Origin of the sequence: Paraburkholderia monticola (genome assembly GCF_001580545.1) — a bacterium.
GTDB classification, from domain to species: Bacteria; Pseudomonadota; Gammaproteobacteria; order Burkholderiales; family Burkholderiaceae; genus Paraburkholderia; species Paraburkholderia monticola.
This window is the reverse complement of the sequence record NZ_LRBG01000037.1, coordinates 345,793-363,596: the sequence shown is the minus strand read 5'-3', so window position 1 is coordinate 363,596 and position 17,804 is coordinate 345,793. Positions and strand designations below refer to the sequence as shown.

Genomic DNA, 17,804 nt, shown 5'->3' with positions numbered 1-17,804 from the left:
CTTCCGTGAGCGACGTGCCGAACGCGCAAATCTGCGAGGAGAATTCCATGCCCGCCCGCTCAATCGCCTCCTTGTCGCTCTCCTTCGGGCTCGTTTCGATACCGGTGAAGCTCTACACCGCGACTGAGAGTTCGTCCGATGTCAGGTTCCACATGCTCGCGCCCGACGGTTCGCGAGTGAAGCAACAGTACGTATCGGAGAAGACGGGCGCTGTCGTCGAGCGCTCGAGCATGAATAAGGGCTACGAGTTCGAAAAGGACAGGTTCGTGGTCTTTACCAGCGACGAGCTAAAGGCACTGGAAGACGCTGCGAGTCATGTCGTCGAGATAATGGCCTTCATCCCTGAAGAGGCGATTAACCCCGTCTTCTACGATAAGGCCTATTACATCGCGCCCGACAAGCGGGGCGGGAAACCGTACAGCTTGTTACAGCGGGCGCTCGCGCAAAGCGGACGCTGCGCATTGGCGAAATGGGCGTACAAGGGAAGGACCCGGATTGTCCAGGTGCGCCCTGAGGAAGACGGGCTTGTCTTTCAGCAACTGCTTTATGCGGACGAGGTCCGTTCGCTGGCTGACCTGCATGTCGAACGCGTCGAAGTGTCCGATACCGAGATGAAGCTCGCGCTGCAGATTATCGAACAGGGTGCTGAAGACAATTACGACCCGAAGGCGTACGAGGACGAAGAGAAGAAGCGCATCCTGGCGGCCATCGACGAAAAAATTGAAGGCAAGCAGGTCGTCGTTCATGAGGCTGACGAAGAACTGGCCGGCGGCGGACAGGTCATCGACCTGATGGATGCCTTGCGCGCCAGTCTAAAGGGCGGTGCGAAAGCGAAAGCAGCTCCAGCACCAAGGCGCAGCAAGAGCGCGGAGCCCGTTGCCGAGCTACCCGTGGCGCCCAAAACGCGCAAGCCAGCGGCGCGTGCAGCCAAGGCGCCCGCTGAAGCTCCTGCAAAGGTCCGGGCACGCAAGTGACACCACAAGTCGCCGCGCGCGAGATTTCGATGCGCGAATTGCAGGCCATGCTGGGCGTCTCCCGAAGTGTGGTTTCGGGGCTCATTGCTGCGGGATTCGTCGAACCGTCACGGGGTCCACGAAACGCATACCGCTTCACGTTCCAGGATGTTGTACTTCTGCGTACGGCGTTGCAGTTACGAGATGCCCGCATACCGCCGCGCAAAATCATCACCGCCCTCTCGAGGCTTAGAGACGAGCTGCCAGACGAATTGCCGCTCACGGGGATTCGCATATCGGCGATTGGCAACGATGTGGCTGTGCGAACCGGCCCCTCGCAATGGGACGCCGCGACAGGTCAGTTCCTCCTGGATTTCGAAGTCGCGGAAATCAAAGGCGATGTTGTCTTTCTGGACTCCACTCCCGCGCAGAAGAATCTCGCGCACCAGGCGCAGGAATGGTATGACCTCGGCGAGCAACTGAGACCATCCGATGTGAGCGGTGCTGAACGGGCGTACCAGAAGGCCATAGCACTATCGCCACAGCCTTTCTATGCGGCCTACGTGGACCTCGGCGCGCTTCTGTGCGAACTCGAAGCCCGGTGCGAAGATGCGCTAGGTGTGTTCGACGCAGCGTTAGCTCACTTCCCCAACGATGCCGTGTTGCACTTTAATCGCGCAATTGCGTTAGAGGAGCTAGGCCGCTTTGACGAGGCCGAGCGAAGTTATAAACGCTGCCTGGAGCTCGACCCGTCGTACGCGGATGCCCACCACAATCTCGCAATCCTGCTCGAAAGACGTGGCGACCCACAGGGCCTGGTTCGCCATTTGAGCGCATATCGCAGGTTGACAACTTAAACGGCACCCGCGCGAGGCAAAGCGTCCAGACGAAACCTGAGTGTCGACGAACGTTGCAAAATTCTCGTCAGAGAGATAGATGAGCACATTGCATCTGCCGCTTGTAGCAGCGGCTTTCTTGTAGCGGTCAAAAGCGAACGGGCTTGCTTGAGAAGCGCGTGCGACGCGGCAAACTCATTACGTCCAGCCATAGTAAGTGCGGCGTGACTGGTGCGCGCGAACAGCTCGTCATCGGACGTTTCGACGGCATCCAAACCGAGACAAGTACGCTCGTGTTGGCGAAAGAACGCGTGCATTTCGGACGCATCGGACCGCCAGTCTGGAGGACCGGCCATGGCTAGAATCTCGGCGGCGGCCACCAGTTGTCGGGTGGCTGCGATGAATGCAGAGCCTTCCATGACATCTGTCTCCGTGTAAGTAGGCGTCGCCGACTGTTCTGAGAGTTTAGCGCAGGTCTTTGACGGCGCCAGTGATGCTGTATCCATGGTGAGACCGCGACTCCCATCAGCGTGCCACTGTGGTGCGTGATGTCGATGGTTCGAACGAAAGCTTTCGAGGGTTGCGTTCTTGACGACCAGGCGGTGGGTCGCGGACTGTCGCTACCACAGTGCGACGTTTAATCCAGTTGGCGAACTCGGCTTTCTACCGCGCGTGCGAGTCATCGAGACATCGAAAGAGCAACGGGGACAGGTCTACTCGCCCGCCGTCAACGCAATCCTCTTCATGTCGGTTTTGTTCCTGGTGCTGGTCTTTCGAAGTTCGGCGAGGCTGACTTCGGCCTATGGCATTGCAGTTGGACTCACGATGCTGGTCACGACAATCCAGATGGTCAGTGTGTCGCGCAACGTGTGGGGCTGGTCTGCGTGGTGCGTCGCGCTCGTCAGCGCACCATTGTTTGCGGTCGACCTTACACTGGTGGCCGCGAATATTCCAAAGATTCCTTCCGGCGGCTGGTTCCCGGTCACGGTGGGTCTGCTCCTCTTCGTGCTGATGTCGATTTGGAATCGCGGGCGCGAGCTCGCGGCGATTCACGCCGACCGTACCGAGCCATTGGATGTGTTCCTGCGTGATGCGCTCAACAGCGGGGATCGCCTTGCGCGAGTACGGGGAACGGCCGTCTACCCGGGAAACAGGGCAGGTATGACTCCGGCAGCACTTAAAAGCAATATCCGGCACAACGGCGTGTTGCACGAGACGGCGATTATCTTTGCGAACCTGTCGGAGTCGGCGCCTCGCATCGACGAGGAAACCCGCATTGAAATTCGTGATCTCGGCAAGGGCTGCTACGAGATCATTGCGCATCACGGATTTGTTGAGCGCATGAATTTGCCGGCGCTGCTCGAATCACTGAATGGACGGTTGGGCAACTGGAACTATGACCCCGCGCATACGACGTTCTTTTTGCCACGAGATGAAGTCGCTAAGGGTTGTTCGCATGGTGCGTTGATGCGTTGGCGCGAAGCCTTGTTTGGACAAATGTCGTTCCATTCAGCCACCAGCGCTGAATACTACGGGCTTCGGCCCGAAGATGTCGTAGAACTAGGTGTTCAGATCGCGCTTTGAATGTGTTGCCGCAAATACGGGGCCGTGCGGCTTTCCTTTTCGCCTGCTACTTCGGCGGGCTTGCCGCTCGCCACGATCTTCCCGCCGGCGCCGCCGGCTCCCGGCCCAACGTCGATAATCCAGTCGCTTTGGGCGGCTACTCGCATATCGTGCTCGACCACCACTACCGTATTGCCCGCGTCGACGAGTGCCTGCAACTGCAACATCAGTCGGTCGACGTCCGCGGGGTGGAGGCCGGTAGTCGGTTCGTCGAGGATGTACAACGTCTCCCCACGCTGCGCGCGTTGCAGTTCGGTCGCGAGCTTGATGCGCTGCGCTTCGCCGCCCGATAGCTCGGTGGCTGGCTGACCGAGCCGCAAATAGCCAAGGCCGATATCGCGTAGTGCGGTGAGCGCACGCATCACGCCTGCTTCGTCGGCAAAGAAATCGCATGCGGCGTCGATAGTCAGCCCAAGTACCTCCGCGATGTTTTTATCGCGCCACGTGATCTCCAGCGTCGATGTGTTGTAGCGGGTGCCGTGACAGGTCGAGCAGGGTGCATAGACGCTCGGCAGAAAAAGCAGTTCCACGCTGACGAACCCTTCGCCTTCGCAGGTCGGGCAGCGACCTTGCGCGACGTTGAACGAGAAGCGCCCTGCGGTGTAGCGGCGCTTGCGGGCGTCGGGCGTGTTCGCGAACAGCTTGCGCACGTGGTCGAAAAGCCCCGTGTAGGTGGCGAGGTTGGAGCGCGGTGTGCGCCCGATCGGCTTCTGGTCGACGCGTACGAGCCGCCGGAGCGCATCCATGCCCTCGGCGATATGGCCGCTCGTCGGCACTGTCGCTGTGGCGAGCAGCGGGTCCTGATCTTCTTCGTCCGGGCTTTCGATGATCCGTCCCAGCCGGCTAGCGACCAGTTCGGTCAGCGCCTGGCTCACGAGGCTCGATTTGCCCGAACCCGACACGCCCGTCACGGTGCTCAGGCAGCCGAGCGGAAATGCGACGTTCAGCCCATGCAGATTGTTGCGGGTGATATTGACGAGCCGCAGCCAGCCCGCGGGCTCGCGCGGCGTGCGATTGACAGAGGCGAGCCGCGCGAACAGATACCGGCGTGTCTGAGATGCCTCGACCGTTGCAAGCCCCGCGGGCGGTCCGCTATAGACCACATGACCGCCTGCCTCCCCCGCCGACGGACCGACGTCGACAAGCCAGTCGGCGTGGCGCATCATCTGCAGATCGTGCTCGACGATGAACAGCGAGTTGCCCGCCGCCTTCAGCGCTTGCAGTGCGCTGTAGAGCGCTTCACCATCGGCTGGATGCAAACCGGCCGACGGTTCGTCGAGCACATACACGACGCCGAACAACTGCGACGACAATTGCGTGGCGAGTCGCAAGCGCTGCAGTTCGCCGGACGAAAGGGTGGGCGTACTGCGCTCCAGCGCGAGATAGCCCAGACCCAGATCGACCAGAGTCGTCAGGCGTTCAAGCAACTCGGCTGCAATGCGTTGCGCGGCGACGCGTTTTTCCTCAGACAGGTTGGGTGTGCGCCGCACGTCGGGTGAGGCTTTATGCGCGGAACCGCCTGCGGCGATCCGTTTATCGACGGCATCGCGCATGGCGCTCCTGCTCAGCATGCTGCCTTTGCCAGCGTCTTTGCCCGAACGAGCGGCATCCAGATCGGGCCATTCGCCGCGCGCGATCGGTTCGAGCATCTCGGCAAGTCTGGCTAGCGGCAACTGAGCGAACGCGCCGATATCCAGGCCGGCGAATTTCACCGACAGCGCTTCTTTCTTGAGTCGCTTGCCATGGCAAGCCGGGCAAACGCTGCTGATCATGTATTGCGAAACGCGCTTTTTCATCAACGCGCTTTGAGTGTTGGCAAATGTGTGCAACACGTAGCGGCGCGCGCCCGTGAAGGTGCCCTGATAGCTCGGCTCGTCCTTGCGCCTGAGCGCGGCGCGGGTCTCCTTCGGCGTGAGGCCGGCATAGACGGGCACGGTGGGCTGTTCATCGGTGAAAAGGATCCACCCGCGATCCTTTTTCGGTAGATCGCGCCATGGCGTGTCGACGTCGTAGCCGAGGCTGACCAGGATGTCGCGCAGATTTTGCCCGTGCCAGGCTGGCGGCCACGCGGCGATTGCCCGCTCGCGGATGGTGAGTGAGTCGTCGGGCACCATGGATTTTTCGGTGACCTCGTACACGCGGCCGAGCCCATGGCAGATCGAGCAAGCGCCTTGCACCGTGTTCGGCGAGAAGTCCTCGGCGAACAGCATCGGCTGTTTCGGGGGATAGTCACCAGTTCGCGAATACAGCATGCGCACCAGGCTGGACAGTGTGGTGACGCTGCCCACCGATGAACGTGCGCTCGGCGCGCCACGTTGCTGTTGCAAGGCGACCGCAGGCGGCAGCCCTTCGATCGCGTCCACTTCGGGCACGCCGACCTGCTCGATCAGGCGCCGGGCATACGGCGCGACCGATTCGAAATAGCGCCGCTGCGCTTCGGCGTACAACGTGCCGAATGCCAGCGACGATTTGCCCGATCCGGACACACCAGTGAAGACGACCAGCGCATCACGGGGAATCTGCACATCGATGTTTTTCAGATTGTGCTCGCGTGCGCCGCGCACGCGCACGAAGCCAGCGGCGTCGTTGGAGGGAGTTTGAGCTGGTTTGCTGCGGATGGCGCCCATGTAGATCAATAGCGGTCAGCGCGGCCTGGATGGCTGCGTGAATACTGATGACGCACGGAACATGCCAGGGCCCAGTGAGAAAATCTGGCGACATGCACAGGGCAGTGGATCCTGAGCGAGATGCGAGAACACAGTCTGGATCGGGGGCGGTCGGCGAGCAGTTCGCGTGCGCTTATGCCAGGACGACGCGCTTTCGTGCACTGCGCGAGCACGTCGCGGACGCGGCGCAGCAGCGCGGCATCGGGATAGCGGCCCAGCGCGAGAAACTGCTGTACGAGTCGATCGTTCATATCGAACAGCAGCTCGCAACGTGCGACGTTGCCATCGCGCCCCGCGCGTCCGCTTTCCTGATAGTAAGCGTCGATGCTACCCGGCATCTGGTAATGGACGACGAAGCGGATGTCGGAGATATCGACACCCATCCCAAAGGCGTTGGTCGCGATCATCACGCTCACGTCGCCCGCCACGCAAAGGTCCCGCGCAGCGTGCCGCTCGCGCGCGGACATGCGCCCGTGATAGCAGGCCGCGGCAACATCCCAGCCGCGTACCGTCGCCGCCACTTGCTCGGCTTCACGCACGGTCGCCGTGTAGACGATGCCTCTGCTGGTTTCACTCGCTAGCAGCGTACACAACGCGGCCATCTTGGCGTCTCTCGCGCGCGTCGATGCGCGCTGACGCGCCCGCCTCCCACCGATACCTGAGTAACCCGATAGTGAAGATTGGCGCGATACACGCCGGTGTTGACGATGCGCGGTTCGCGAAGACCGAGCGAGCGCACGATGTCCTCGCGGATGTCGGGCGTCGCCGTCGCGGTCAGTGCGAGGATCGGCGGCTTGCCGAGCATCTTGACGGCATCGACGATGCGCAGGAATGCCGGGCGAAAGTCGTGCCCCCACCGCGATACGCAATGCGCCTCGTCGACGACAACGTATTCGATGCGTTGCTGAGCGCGCGTGCAATGCGTCGATCACCTCCGGCCGCGTCAGTTGCTCCGGCGTGACAAACACAATGCCGGGACGCTCGTCGCGCAACGCTTCATAGCTTCATAGGTCTCGCGCAGTTCGGCGGCCGGCACCGTGCTGTTGATCCGCCACGCGTCGATGCCGGCGTCGCGCAGTTTGTCGAACTAGTCTTTCAGCAGCGCGATCAGCGGCGACACCACGAGCGTCCAGCCGTCGAGGTGCAGAGCGGGCAACTGGTACCACAGCGATTTGCCCGCGCCCGTCGGCACCACGGCGAGCGTGTCGCGCCGTTCGAGCACACTGCGGATGACGTCTTGCTGACCGGGGCGCAACCGGCTGATGCCGAACACGGTGCGCAGAGTTTTGCGCGTCGCGTTGAGGCAGGTGCTCGTGTCGCGCGTGGTCGTGGCGTCGGTCATGGAGTTTGCCGGTTGCATGCGCCAGCGGCGCAGCAAGCACCGTACCGCCGCTTTGCGCTGCGGCCGGGAACGCGGCGTGCTAACACCTCATCACGTGACATGTATGTGCCAACGGGGAACTCATGAGCAAAATAGACAAAAGCGACGCGTATCCGTACGCATCGGGCGGATGGGGGTCGCTCAAGGCGGTCGCGACGATCCTGCTGCAGGAAAAAGCGCCACTGACGGATACCCGCGTCCTGATGCATCAGAACAAGCACGACGGCTTCATGTGCGTCAGCTGTTCGTGGGCCAAACCGGCCGATCCGCATACGTTCGAGTTCTGCGAAAGCGGCGCGAAAGCGACGGCATGGGACCTCACGGCCAAACGCGTGACCCCCGATTTCTTCGAGGCCCACACGGTTAGCGAACTTGTGCAGTGGCACGACCACGATCTCGAGGAAGCGGGGCGTTTGACCGAGCCGATGCGCTACGACCCGACCACCGACCGCTACGTGCCCGCGTCGTGGCAGGAAGCGTTCGATGCAATCGGCGCCGAGCTGCGCACTCTGGACCCGTCCAGCGTGGTGTTCTACACCTCGGGCCGTGCGTCGCTCGAAACCTCGTACATGCTGCAGCTGTTCGCGCGCATGTACGGCACCAACAATCTCCCCGACAGTTCGAACATGTGCCACGAAAGCACCGCGGTTGGACTCAAGGAGGCGATCGGCGTGGGTGTCGGCACGGTCTCGCTCGACGACTTCGAGACAACCGACCTGATGTTCTTCTTCGGCCAGAACGTCGGCACGAATAGCCCGCGCATGCTGCATCAGTTGCAGGACGCACGCAAACGCGGCGTGCCCATCATCACGTTCAATCCGTTGCGGGAGCCAGGCCTGCTGCATTTCGCTAACCCGCAATCGCCGGTCGACATGCTTACGCCCTCAGACACGCAGATCAGCACGCAATATCACCAGGTGAAGACAGGGGGCGACACTGCCGCGATTCTCGGCATCTGTAAGCTCGTCATTGAAGCGGATGATCGCGCGGTGAGCACGAGCAGCGGGCGAGTGGTCGACGCCGCTTTCATTCGCGAGCATACGAACGGCTACGAAGAATTCGCGCAGTACGTGCGCGACGCGCGCTGGGACGACGTCGAGCACGTGAGCGGCTTGCCGCGCGAGGCGCTCCAGACCGCCGCCGATGAATACATGAAGGCGAACGCGGTGATCATCCACTATGGCATGGGCATCACGCAGCATCGGATGGGCGTCCAGAACGTCCGCATGCTGTGCAACCTGCTGATGCTGCGCGGCAATGTTGGCAAGCCGGGCGCTGGGCCGTCGCCAGTGCGCGGCCATTCGAACGTGCAGGGTCAGCGAACGGTGGGCATCACTGAAAAGCCGGAGCTTGCACCGCTCGATCAACTAGCCAGACAGTTTTCGTTCGAGCCGCCGCGCGAGAAAGGCATGAACATCGTCGAGGCCTTCGAGGCGATGCTCGAGGGCAAGATCAACGCAGTGATCAACCTGGGCGGCAACCTGGTGCGCTCGGTACCCGACCGCATGCGCACCGAGCCGGCGTGGGCTGCGCTCGGACTGACGGTCAACGTGACGACCAAGCTCAACCGAAGTCATCTGGTGCACGGTCCGCGCTCGTATATGCTGCCGTGTCTGAGCCGCATCGAGATCGACCGGCAGGCGGGCGGCGCGCAGGCGGTGTCGATGGAAGACAGCACGGCGCACTTTCATGGCTCGCGTGGCGTGGCCGAGCCGGCCGCGCCGACGATACGCTCGGAGCCGTTCATCGTCGCGGGCATCGCGAAGGCGACGCTCGGTGAACACTCAACCGTCGACTGGGACGCGTGGCGCGACGACTATTCGCGCGTGCGCACGGAGATGTCGAAGACGTGGCCGGAGATGTTCGAAGACTTCGAGGCGCGCATGTGGACGCCTGGTGGCGTGATACGGCCGCTGCCCGCGCGTGAGCGCAAGTGGAAAACGAAGAGCGGCAAGGCCGAGTTCATGGTGCCCACTTCGATCGGCGAAGATCCCGATATGCCGCAGCGCGAGCCCGATTCGCTGCGGCTCATGACCTTGCGCAGCGACAGCCAGTTCAACACGACGATTTATGGCCTCGACGACCGCTTCAGAGGGATCAAGGGCACGCGCATGGTGATTCTGATGAATCCCGCCGACATGGAGAAGCGCGGGCTCGCGCAGGGCGATCGAATCGGTCTCGAGACGATCGCGGACGACGGTGTCGAGCGCCGCGTCGACGGGCTGACCGTCGTGCCGTTCGACGTGCCGCAGGGATGCATCGGCGGCTATTACCCGGAATGCAATCCGCTGCTGCCGCTGTGGCATTACGCGAAGGAGAGCAAGGTGCCGGGCGCGAAGTCGATTCCGGTGCGCGTTCTTGCGAGCGCCGCGTGACGCAACGGGCGCATGTTTGCATTTCCGTCATCGGGGCCCGGTGCTGGTGGGCCAGCCTGCGGGCGCGGTGTAGGTTCATCATGACGTGTCGGGAATAATGTCGGGCTGCTCACTCGCGAAGGGTAAAAACCGGCCAACGGGCCGGCTGCGGGTGAAAGTCTGGTCGCCTCGGCATCAGTGGGTCACGTTGCCGGGCGGTTGCAATGAGCGACCCTGTATGTCCAGCAAAGCGACGGACCGAACATGTGCAGAGTTCTCCTTGTAGACGACGATACGGTGACCCAAAAATCATCTCCTCAGCCCACGCTAAGGAAGGTTGGTATGCGACTACTCTCCTGGCTTCTGGCAGTAATTGCAATTTTTCCAACGTCAGCCTCCAGCTTCGCGCTTGATGATCAACTGATGTGCGCGGAAACTGCACATGACTTCGTCGGCGGCCTCGTTGAAGCGCATTCGATCAACATTCCACCCATGCACGTTGAGCCCGATTCAGTGAATGCATTCCGCCCCGCGAGCGGCGCCGGCTTGACTGCATTCGGCCTTCCCGTTCATGCTGTGTTTGGCTATCAGCCAGGTGACCCACTTTTTACCGTTGGGGGAGGGAAAGCTTCATCGAGTCCAATATACGGCGCGGTGGTGCTGGGCGCGGCGGATTCGGTCAAGCGTCTTCTCGTAAGTGCGGGAAGTACTGCAGTCGTGCATCCGGTGATTCCATTGGTACTGACAGCGATCGTATGCGGGCAGTCATCTGACGACCACTTCAGACGGTGACGCATGACGCTTTCCCGCGAACACGAACCGCACGGGTCTAATCCGCATGGCAATCCGCAGCCAGTTGGTCGTCAAGAAGACAGTCACTCGACGCGAAACTGGTGCTCGGCCTCCAGTGTTTTTCGAAACGAGACCTTGAAGCGGTACGCGCGGCGAACGAACGGCTCGACATCCAGAGGTGCTCGGATTGGCGAGCATTGCCGCTGAGGTCTCTCCGGAATTCGCCGTCGTAACGATCGAGTCGAATCTCGTAAGCGGTGTGCTGCACGCATCGTCGGCGGTCAAGGCGGCGCTCGTGGAGCGCATCCGTTAGGGTCTTTGACTTGAGCCCTATCAAACGGACACGCGATGAAACCTAATCCACGGCGCGCAGCATCCACGGTCGGGCGGAAGCCCGTGTGGCTCCTACACTGATCCTTCCGGACCGGACGCGAGTGCGGAGATACTGCGCTTCTTTCTCGCGCATCCGCGCTGCAACTGATTGTGTTGGTACGCACGGTTCGTGCTACCAGTGCTTCTGGACGTTCCATCTTTGATCGGACGGAGAGTGCAATGGCCGATGAGCGCCAGCGTGATCCTGCGATATGGATACTCACGTTCGCCTACCTGTTGAGCCAGTTCTTCCGTAGCTATCTTGCGGTGGTCGCGCCGCAACTGATTGCAGGCTACGGTCTGACGGAGAAGATGTTCGGGTCATTTGCGGGAGCATTTTTTCTCACTTTCGCCGTCGCACAACTTCCCCTCGGCGTTGCCTTCGACCGGTTCGGCGTCGGCCGGCCAACGACGCTCTGCATGTGTGTCGGCACGGCGGGAGCGGCGGCACTTCCGTTGACCCACGATGCGACCGTGGCGCTCGCGTCTCAGGCTGCCTTGGGCGTCGGCTGCGCGCCCATATTCATGGGACTGCTCAACTATGTGCTGGTCTCCGGACATGGGCCGCGTCAGGTGAGATTGGTAACGGTTGCAAGCGGCATTGGAATTCTCGGTGCATTGATCGCCGCATTGCCGTTGGCGTGGGCGACGTCGAAGATTGGCTGGCGGTCGGCAATGGGTATCGCCGCGGCAGCAATGTTCGTGGCAACCGCGGGAGTGGGCATCGTTCTGTGGCGGCAGCCACGGCTATTGCAGTCATCGCAGGCATCGCCGAATGAAACGGCCGGTGAGCAACAGCACGCTGGACGAAGGTGTTGCTCTGCCAACGTCGCGTTCCTGGCACTGCTGCCGGTATGTTTCGCGATGTCGGCGGGCGGCACGTTCAGAACGTCGTGGGGTGGTCCTTATTTCAAAGATGTATTTCATCTGGACACGATTGCACGGGGACACGTGATGACGGCTGCGAGCGTAGCTGCGCTGGTGATATCGTTGATGATGCCGCTTCTGGTGCGACGGGTTTCGCTGAAGGCACTGTCACTGGCTGGCATGTCGCTTGGTCTGCTTGCCGCCTCGCTGCTCGCAGGTGCGCCGGCGTATAGCGCATCTTTGAGCGCATCTCTGGTCTGCGTGCTGTTCAGTGTCGGTGCAATTCATCCACTGGTGATGTCGCAGGCTCGCGCGATCTCTCCCGATCGGACTTTGGGACTACGGCTCGGCATACTTAATAGCATGGTTTTTCTGGGCGTGGCGGTGACGAGCAACTGCTTTGGATGGCTCGCGGAAAGTGCGCTTCGGCAAGGCGTGTCCGCACCTGAGATATACGTGCGCCTTTTCCGTTTCACCGCGATTGTTCTCTGTGTCGGCACTGCGGCTTGCTTTTTCAGTCCTCGCGCGACCAGGGGATGGCGGGCGGAAGAAGCGCCGCGAGCGCGGTCGGTAGCAGGAGCCGTCGAGGATTAGCTCCGGGTCGGCGGCGCATTTCTGCATCTTACCGGTCTCGCGACACGAGAGGTACCATTCCGTGTGATGGCGTTGGCCATGGGTCTGCGCGCTGAGGCAAAGTCGGTACCAAGGGAGCGTTCAGGAATGCAACCGGAGACCATGGAACAACGTATCCGGACTAGGGCCTATGAACTCTGGCAGGCGGATGGCAGCATGGAGGGGTGCGCAGACGAATACTGGCGAAAGGCGAGAAGCGAGGTTGAGGCGGAAGTGGCGGAAGAACAGCGGCAGGCCTTGAAAAATCGACAGAGCTAGATCGGCGGACGCCGAACGCGGTGGAATGTGCTGTCCGAGGCATTCCAGAATGGCGCTGACATGTTCGACAAGCTTGGGTAGCAACTGGTCTGGATGGTCCAGCATCTGCGCCTCAATGTCCTGTAGCGCAAGTTTTTCGCCAGGGTGATCTACCTCCCTGGGCACCCGGCGATGCAGTTCAGGGGTAATGTAAAGGTCCCGTGGCGGCACTGTCCGGACCGTACTCATGCTGTCCTCCATTTTCCTTCGCAAGGCATCGCGGGTGAGCGCCAAGGCATACTCGGCAAGGCCACTTCGCAAAGAGTAATTTCTACCAGACGCTCGACTTCCATTATGCATGTGGTGATCGGCTGACTCCGCCGACGGCGCGACAATACCGCGCCGTCGCAGATCCAGAGATACGAATGTCCCACCTCCGGCAGTCCCCGTTGGCCATGCCAGCAGAAGGATCGTTGCCGATGCGTGCCATACCTGTCCGTGAATTGTGATGCGCCTCGCTCGCATACCGTGGCGGCGCTTACGTTTGTTTGTGCGGCGCTAAGCGACCGAAGCTCCGAGCGGCGTTGACGCGGTTTGGCGCGCACGCTCGCGGCATAGGGGTTGCTCGACGTCGTGCATGACGCGCGGCACTCGCCATGCGCGACGATCGACATGCCCAATTGAAGGGCACAACCGGGAGAGCGACATGCCGTCCGACGAAGTTTCTCCGGGCCGCCGCAAGGTGATTCAAGGTGCTGCGGCGGGTCTGGCCGCGGCGTTCGCGGGCAACACGCTCGCCGATTCCGGGTCGCCAGATGCGAGCGGGAGCACCCCGTCGACGCGGGTGTCAGGCTCCGCCGTGCGCGATCCGCGCTCGCTGTTTCCGCATCCGCCTTTTCCCGAGCAGCAGCAACCGTGGCCGGGTCTTGCCGGCCGCATGACGCCGCGTCCCGATCACGGCGAATCGAGCTATCGCGGCAGCGGGCTGCTTGCTGGCCGCAAGGCACTGATTACCGGCGGCGATTCGGGCATTGGTCGCGCGGTCGCGATTGCGTTCGCGCGGGAGGGTGCGGATGTATCGATCGTCTATTTGCCCGCGGAGGAACCGGACGCGCAGGAAGTGGTTCAATTGATCCGCTCCGCGGGCCGCACTGCGTTTGCGCTGCCGGGTGATATCCGCGACGAGACGTTCTGCAAACAGATGGTCGACCGCGCGGCCAACGGCATGGGTGGACTCGACGTTCTGGTGAACAACGCAGGGCGCCAGCATAGTCACGATTCGATCCTCGATATCAGCACCGAAGATTTCGACTGGACGTTGCGCACCAATCTTTATGGAATGTTCTGGATTACCAAAGCCGCGATCCCCCATATGCCGGCCGGCGCTGCGATCGTCAATACGAGTTCGGTGAATGCTTACGATCCTTCGATCAACCTGCTCGACTATGCGATGACGAAGGCCGCGATTGCGAACTTCACGAAGTCGCTGGCGAAGCAGCTAGTCGCGCGCGGGATACGCGTAAACGCCGTGGCGCCGGGTCCATTCTGGACGCCGTTGCAGGTCAGCGGCGGACAGACGATGAAGAATGTCGTGCAATTCGGCGCGCAAACGCCGATGGGGCGTCCAGGGCAGCCTGCTGAAATTGCTCCCATCTATGTGCAGCTTGCAGCTGCGCGATCGAGTTACATCACGGGGCAGGTGTATGGCGCGTCTGGAGGCGAGGGGCAACCTTGAACATGGAAGGTGGGGACGTTACGACTCAGTAGTCGTTCCGGCAGGAAAATGAAAGGCTCGATCGAGGTACGAGGCTTGCTCCACTTGCAATCAGTTTCCGCCCCTCGCGAACCCTCATGAGCGCCCGATCCAAACCGACTGATCTACGTCAAACCGTCGACGTCCGAAAAGGTCAGGTCACGGACCCCATGTCGCGTGACGCATTTCGGGAGCGATTCATGGCCCGCTTCTACGATCCGGCATTTCGCAAGGAAGACGAATCTCTCGCGCGCCTCGAAGCCATTGCATGGGATGCGTATTCGGACGCACGCAAGTCGCCATTGACGGAGAAAGCAGGCGCCGGTTTCGCAGACCTGGACTACCGGCTGGGATTACCCAAAACATCTGGCGGGCAGGGCGTACGGCCTCGTCGTGCATGGCGACGTCGCCGGCATTGAAGGCTCCCGGCGCGCACTGACGGACTGGCTAGACTGGATGGGCTTCATCGAGTCAGGCGCGAAGTCGCGTCTGGATCGCTTTATCGGCTACTACGAGCCTTATGCGACGAGCCATGTGACACTCGATCACGACGAGGACATGCGCACTGAAGTCGCCAACGTCGCCGAGGCGGTGGCGACCTGTGTCGAACAGATCCGCAACGGCCGAAGGGAGCCCGACGACAGTCTCGACCCGCCGCGCGCGAAATGACTTGCTCGACTTCTCAAGCCGCTATTTCCACTTCAACCAACCTGTAAAGGCAAGGCATGGCAGACGACGCAGCGGATACCCAGACACAGCGGCGCAGACTAGGGGAGTGGTTGCCGAGGGAAGAAACCCACCTGGCACGCTACCGGTGCGACCTCGCAGCAAAAGCGCGCGAGCGGGCGGACAATTCGCCGCGCACGCGTGCCGTCGACGAACTTGCTGCACTCGTGCAAGGTGATCCCGTGCTCAGGATGGATATGACGCGGGCCATTGCTCAGGCGCGGGAAGCTGGTTATGTGCTCGGCTATTCGTCGATCGACGAGTTGATGACGATCGTCGACTACCTGATGACGTATGCTCCGCCTTTTAGCGAATCAGGCCTGATTCATTGTCCACTGAACGCGGTGCTCGATTGGCCAATGTGCATGCCATCCGGATACGCGCTCTTTCGCGATCCGGCTCTGAACGCGCAGCTCAAGCACGTGCTGAACTGCTGGTGCGGCTTTCTGAGCGGCCCGCATTCACGCGAACACCTGAACACATCGCCACCCAACGGATGGTTTTGTGCCGAAGCCGATAGGCGCATCGCGCTATCGCAATTCGTGTGCGATCCTCGTCAACGCTATTGGGGATTCGCTTCGTGGAACGACTTCTTCACGCGGCGATTTCGCGCTGGAGAGCGGCCCGTGGATGAACCGGACGACGATAGGGTGATTGTCAGCGCGTGCGAAGCCGCGCCGTATAACATCCAGCATGACGTAAAAATTTCGGACACGTTCTGGATCAAATCGCAGCCGTATTCACTGCAGGACATGTTGACGTTGCATCAACCCGAACTGACGCCGCGTTTTGCCGGCGGCTCCGTTTACCAGGCATTCTTGAGCGCATTCAATTATCACCGCTGGCATGCACCGGTAAGTGGCGTGATCACGCACGCTTATACAGTTGACGGCAGTTACTACTCGAATGCCGACAGCGAAGGCGAGGACCCAAGCGGTCTGAACGATTCACAAGGCTATATAACCGCTCTGGCCGCGCGTGCGGTAATCGTGATCAGTTGCGACGACCCGGCAGTCGGGCAGGTGGCGTGCGTGTTCGTGGGCATGGCGGACGTGTCGTCCTGCATGATCGAGGCGCTGCCTGGCCAGCATGTCAGGAAAGGCGACGAGCTAGGCTTCTTCCAGTATGGCGGCTCGACCTGCTGCCTGGTTTTCGAGCCCGGCGTGATAGGCCGCTTCGTCGTCGAACCGCCGTTTGACGACAACGGTCCGCCGCTCAGGGTGAATGCCGCCATTGCCAACGTGACCGGTACGCGCGATGCAAGCAGATAGGAGTTTGGCCTGTTGCCGCATCCCCGGTCGCGCAACCGCGCGAAGTTACTGTTTCTTGTCATGAGCCGTTCCAGCCCGCGCTGAAACGGCATTGTCGGTTTGAGCACAGGTGCTCACAGAGTCCACTCAGGCTGCGGGTTTGAGCACAACCTTCGTCCAGCCATCGTCCCGTTCGTCGAAGTGCTTATATCCATCAGGGGCGCTCGCGAGCGGTAACTCGTGAGAGATGATCTGCGACGGATTCGCCTTGCCCGCCGCAATCAGATCGCGCAGCTTGCGGTTGTAAGCCTTGACGTTCGCCTGGCCAGTCGCAATGTGCTGTCCCTTCATCCACAATTGCCCGAAGTCGAGCGCAAGTTGGCCTTTCTTCTGCAACGGATCTTCGGCGTGGGCATCTTCAGCGACGAACACGCCGACCACGCCGATCCCCCCTGTGGGACGCACCGCCTTGATCAGGTTGTTCATCGTCAGATTCGGCACTTCGTGGCCTTTGCAACTGCATTGATAGCCGACGCATTCGCAACCGCGATCAGCGCCTTCTCCGCCGGTCATCTCGAGAATCCTGTCAGCCGACGATCCGTCCCTGTCGTCGACGGGAATCGCGCCCATCTTCTCCGCGAGCTTCAGCCGGTCCGGATGGCTGTCCACCACCATGATCTTGCTGGCCCCCTTGATTGATGCTGACAGCGCGGCCATCAAACCCACGGGGCCTGCGCCATAGATCACGACGCTATCGCCAGGTTCGACACCGGCAAGCACCGTTGCGTGATAACCGGTCGGAAAGATATCCGACAGCATCACGTAGTCGTTTTCCTTTTCTTCGGCATCCGGTGGCAGAACGAGGCAATTGAAGTCACCGAACGGCACACGCAGATATTCCGCCTGGCCGCCACTATACGGTCCCATACCTGCAAATCCATACGCTGCGCCTGCGACGCCGGGATTCGTCGTCAAGCAGAACCCGGTCAGACCCCGCTCGCAGTTCTTGCAAAAACCACAGCCGATATTGAACGGCATGCACACGCGATCGCCTGTCTTGATGCGCTCGACAGCGTTACCCACTTCGACGACGACACCGAGATTTTCGTGCCCGAGAATGCGGCCCGATTCCATATTCGTGCGACCTTCGTACATATGCAGGTCCGAACCGCAGATGTTGGTGGTCGTGATCTTCACGAGCACATCCGTAGGTCGCTCGATTTTCGCATCCGGCATTTCTTTCACGACAACTTTGCGGGGACCTTCATAAACCAGTGCTTTCATGCTGGACTCCTCGAGAATGGCGCGGATCGTCGGTTGACTACCGTGTTCGAGTTCGAGCAGCACGCATGCCTGGTGAT

At 61.2% G+C, this 17,804-nt stretch carries 15 protein-coding genes and 4 pseudogenes; 12 read left to right on the top strand and 7 right to left on the bottom strand.

The window, feature by feature from the left end:
* The first annotated feature begins 47 nt into the window (after positions 1 to 47).
* The gene (gene ku / locus CI15_RS25680) at positions 48 to 974 is read left to right on the top strand and encodes a non-homologous end joining protein Ku (RefSeq protein WP_062134173.1); all 927 of its coding nucleotides are present in this window, start codon (positions 48 to 50) and stop codon (positions 972 to 974) included.
* 29 nt (positions 975 to 1,003) lie between these two features.
* On the top strand, positions 1,004 to 1,810 hold the full coding sequence (locus CI15_RS25675; protein ID WP_174543266.1) for a tetratricopeptide repeat protein: 807 nt from the start codon (positions 1,004 to 1,006) through the stop codon (positions 1,808 to 1,810).
* Here the strand turns inward: CI15_RS25675 and CI15_RS37470 are convergent.
* The gene (locus CI15_RS37470) at positions 1,807 to 2,208 is read right to left on the bottom strand and encodes a hypothetical protein (RefSeq protein WP_063910571.1); all 402 of its coding nucleotides are present in this window, start codon (positions 2,206 to 2,208) and stop codon (positions 1,807 to 1,809) included. The two genes, CI15_RS25675 and CI15_RS37470, sit on opposite strands and share 4 nt — an antisense overlap.
* Before the next feature lie 169 nt (positions 2,209 to 2,377).
* Here CI15_RS37470 and CI15_RS25665 point away from each other — a divergent pair, with 169 nt between their 5' ends.
* Positions 2,378 to 3,373, top strand: coding sequence for a KUP/HAK/KT family potassium transporter (locus CI15_RS25665; protein WP_082814300.1), 996 nt, complete (start codon positions 2,378 to 2,380; stop codon positions 3,371 to 3,373).
* Here CI15_RS25665 and CI15_RS25660 read toward each other — a convergent pair.
* From CI15_RS25660 to CI15_RS37810, 5 genes and pseudogenes are all read right to left on the bottom strand, one after another.
* Positions 3,358 to 6,039, bottom strand: a complete 2,682-nt coding sequence (locus CI15_RS25660; protein WP_062133056.1) for an ATP-binding cassette domain-containing protein — start codon at positions 6,037 to 6,039, stop codon at positions 3,358 to 3,360. The genes CI15_RS25665 and CI15_RS25660 overlap by 16 nt on opposite strands.
* Positions 6,040 to 6,044: 5 nt before the next feature.
* Complete coding sequence (locus tag CI15_RS37820; RefSeq protein ID WP_062133053.1) at positions 6,045 to 6,680, bottom strand: helicase-related protein; 636 nt, start codon at positions 6,678 to 6,680, stop codon at positions 6,045 to 6,047.
* The gene (locus tag CI15_RS37815; RefSeq protein WP_062133051.1) at positions 6,656 to 6,883 is read right to left on the bottom strand and encodes a hypothetical protein; all 228 of its coding nucleotides are present in this window, start codon (positions 6,881 to 6,883) and stop codon (positions 6,656 to 6,658) included. Before CI15_RS37815 ends, CI15_RS37820 begins: the two co-directional genes overlap by 25 nt.
* Before the next feature lie 6 nt (positions 6,884 to 6,889).
* Positions 6,890 to 6,976: pseudogene (locus CI15_RS38210) on the bottom strand (hypothetical protein); the annotation flags it as partial.
* 189 nt (positions 6,977 to 7,165) lie between these two features.
* Positions 7,166 to 7,420, bottom strand: a complete 255-nt coding sequence (locus CI15_RS37810; protein WP_062133048.1) for a DEAD/DEAH box helicase — start codon at positions 7,418 to 7,420, stop codon at positions 7,166 to 7,168.
* A gap of 122 nt (positions 7,421 to 7,542) precedes the next feature.
* Here CI15_RS37810 and CI15_RS25640 point away from each other — a divergent pair, with 122 nt between their 5' ends.
* The 9 genes and pseudogenes from CI15_RS25640 to CI15_RS25610 all read left to right on the top strand — a co-directional run bounded on the left by CI15_RS25640 (position 7,543) and on the right by CI15_RS25610 (position 16,464).
* Complete coding sequence (locus CI15_RS25640) at positions 7,543 to 9,834, top strand: FdhF/YdeP family oxidoreductase (protein ID WP_062133045.1); 2,292 nt, start codon at positions 7,543 to 7,545, stop codon at positions 9,832 to 9,834.
* A gap of 321 nt (positions 9,835 to 10,155) precedes the next feature.
* Positions 10,156 to 10,605: a hypothetical protein gene (locus CI15_RS35730; protein WP_075643778.1), complete on the top strand. Its 450-nt coding sequence runs from the start codon at positions 10,156 to 10,158 to the stop codon at positions 10,603 to 10,605.
* 22 nt (positions 10,606 to 10,627) lie between these two features.
* Positions 10,628 to 10,918, top strand: a pseudogene (locus tag CI15_RS36190) (CopG family transcriptional regulator); the annotation flags it as partial.
* A gap of 45 nt (positions 10,919 to 10,963) precedes the next feature.
* Positions 10,964 to 11,086 (top strand): annotated as a pseudogene (locus CI15_RS37805) (extracellular catalytic domain type 1 short-chain-length polyhydroxyalkanoate depolymerase); the annotation flags it as partial.
* Between the two features lie 71 nt (positions 11,087 to 11,157).
* Positions 11,158 to 12,438, top strand: a complete 1,281-nt coding sequence (locus CI15_RS25630; protein ID WP_062133042.1) for an MFS transporter — start codon at positions 11,158 to 11,160, stop codon at positions 12,436 to 12,438.
* A gap of 66 nt (positions 12,439 to 12,504) precedes the next feature.
* Entirely contained in the window at positions 12,505 to 12,735 is a 231-nt protein-coding gene (locus CI15_RS38295) for a DUF2934 domain-containing protein (protein ID WP_420915876.1), read from the top strand.
* Between the two features lie 685 nt (positions 12,736 to 13,420).
* Positions 13,421 to 14,449: an SDR family oxidoreductase gene (locus tag CI15_RS25620; RefSeq protein ID WP_062133037.1), complete on the top strand. Its 1,029-nt coding sequence runs from the start codon at positions 13,421 to 13,423 to the stop codon at positions 14,447 to 14,449.
* A gap of 188 nt (positions 14,450 to 14,637) precedes the next feature.
* Positions 14,638 to 15,136 (top strand): annotated as a pseudogene (locus tag CI15_RS35060) (flavodoxin family protein).
* 56 nt (positions 15,137 to 15,192) lie between these two features.
* Positions 15,193 to 16,464 carry a phosphatidylserine decarboxylase family protein gene (locus CI15_RS25610; protein WP_062133032.1) on the top strand — a complete coding sequence of 424 codons (1,272 nt, stop codon included), beginning with the start codon at positions 15,193 to 15,195 and terminating at the stop codon, positions 16,462 to 16,464.
* Between the two features lie 126 nt (positions 16,465 to 16,590).
* Here CI15_RS25610 and CI15_RS25605 read toward each other — a convergent pair whose 3' ends face one another.
* Positions 16,591 to 17,727, bottom strand: coding sequence for a glutathione-independent formaldehyde dehydrogenase (locus tag CI15_RS25605; RefSeq protein WP_062134170.1), 1,137 nt, complete (start codon positions 17,725 to 17,727; stop codon positions 16,591 to 16,593).
* Positions 17,728 to 17,804 lie beyond the last annotated feature (77 nt).

Bases quoted from the DNA above. Each gene is read 5' to 3' on its own strand.
- ku (WP_062134173.1), top strand. From the start codon at position 48: ATGCCCGCCCGCTCAATCGCCTCCTTGTCGCTCTCCTTCGGGCTCGTT.
- CI15_RS25675 (WP_174543266.1), top strand. From the start codon at position 1,004: ATGCGCGAATTGCAGGCCATGCTGGGCGTCTCCCGAAGTGTGGTTTCG.
- CI15_RS37470 (WP_063910571.1), bottom strand. From the start codon at position 2,208: ATGGAAGGCTCTGCATTCATCGCAGCCACCCGACAACTGGTGGCCGCC.
- CI15_RS25660 (WP_062133056.1), bottom strand. From the start codon at position 6,039: ATGGGCGCCATCCGCAGCAAACCAGCTCAAACTCCCTCCAACGACGCC.
- CI15_RS37820 (WP_062133053.1), bottom strand. From the start codon at position 6,680: ATGGCCGCGTTGTGTACGCTGCTAGCGAGTGAAACCAGCAGAGGCATC.
- CI15_RS37815 (WP_062133051.1), bottom strand. From the start codon at position 6,883: ATGCTCGGCAAGCCGCCGATCCTCGCACTGACCGCGACGGCGACGCCC.
- CI15_RS37810 (WP_062133048.1), bottom strand. From the start codon at position 7,420: ATGACCGACGCCACGACCACGCGCGACACGAGCACCTGCCTCAACGCG.
- CI15_RS25640 (WP_062133045.1), top strand. From the start codon at position 7,543: ATGAGCAAAATAGACAAAAGCGACGCGTATCCGTACGCATCGGGCGGA.
- CI15_RS35730 (WP_075643778.1), top strand. From the start codon at position 10,156: ATGCGACTACTCTCCTGGCTTCTGGCAGTAATTGCAATTTTTCCAACG.
- CI15_RS25630 (WP_062133042.1), top strand. From the start codon at position 11,158: ATGGCCGATGAGCGCCAGCGTGATCCTGCGATATGGATACTCACGTTC.
- CI15_RS38295 (WP_420915876.1), top strand. From the start codon at position 12,505: ATGGCGTTGGCCATGGGTCTGCGCGCTGAGGCAAAGTCGGTACCAAGG.
- CI15_RS25620 (WP_062133037.1), top strand. From the start codon at position 13,421: ATGCCGTCCGACGAAGTTTCTCCGGGCCGCCGCAAGGTGATTCAAGGT.
- CI15_RS25610 (WP_062133032.1), top strand. From the start codon at position 15,193: ATGGCAGACGACGCAGCGGATACCCAGACACAGCGGCGCAGACTAGGG.
- CI15_RS25605 (WP_062134170.1), bottom strand. From the start codon at position 17,727: ATGAAAGCACTGGTTTATGAAGGTCCCCGCAAAGTTGTCGTGAAAGAA.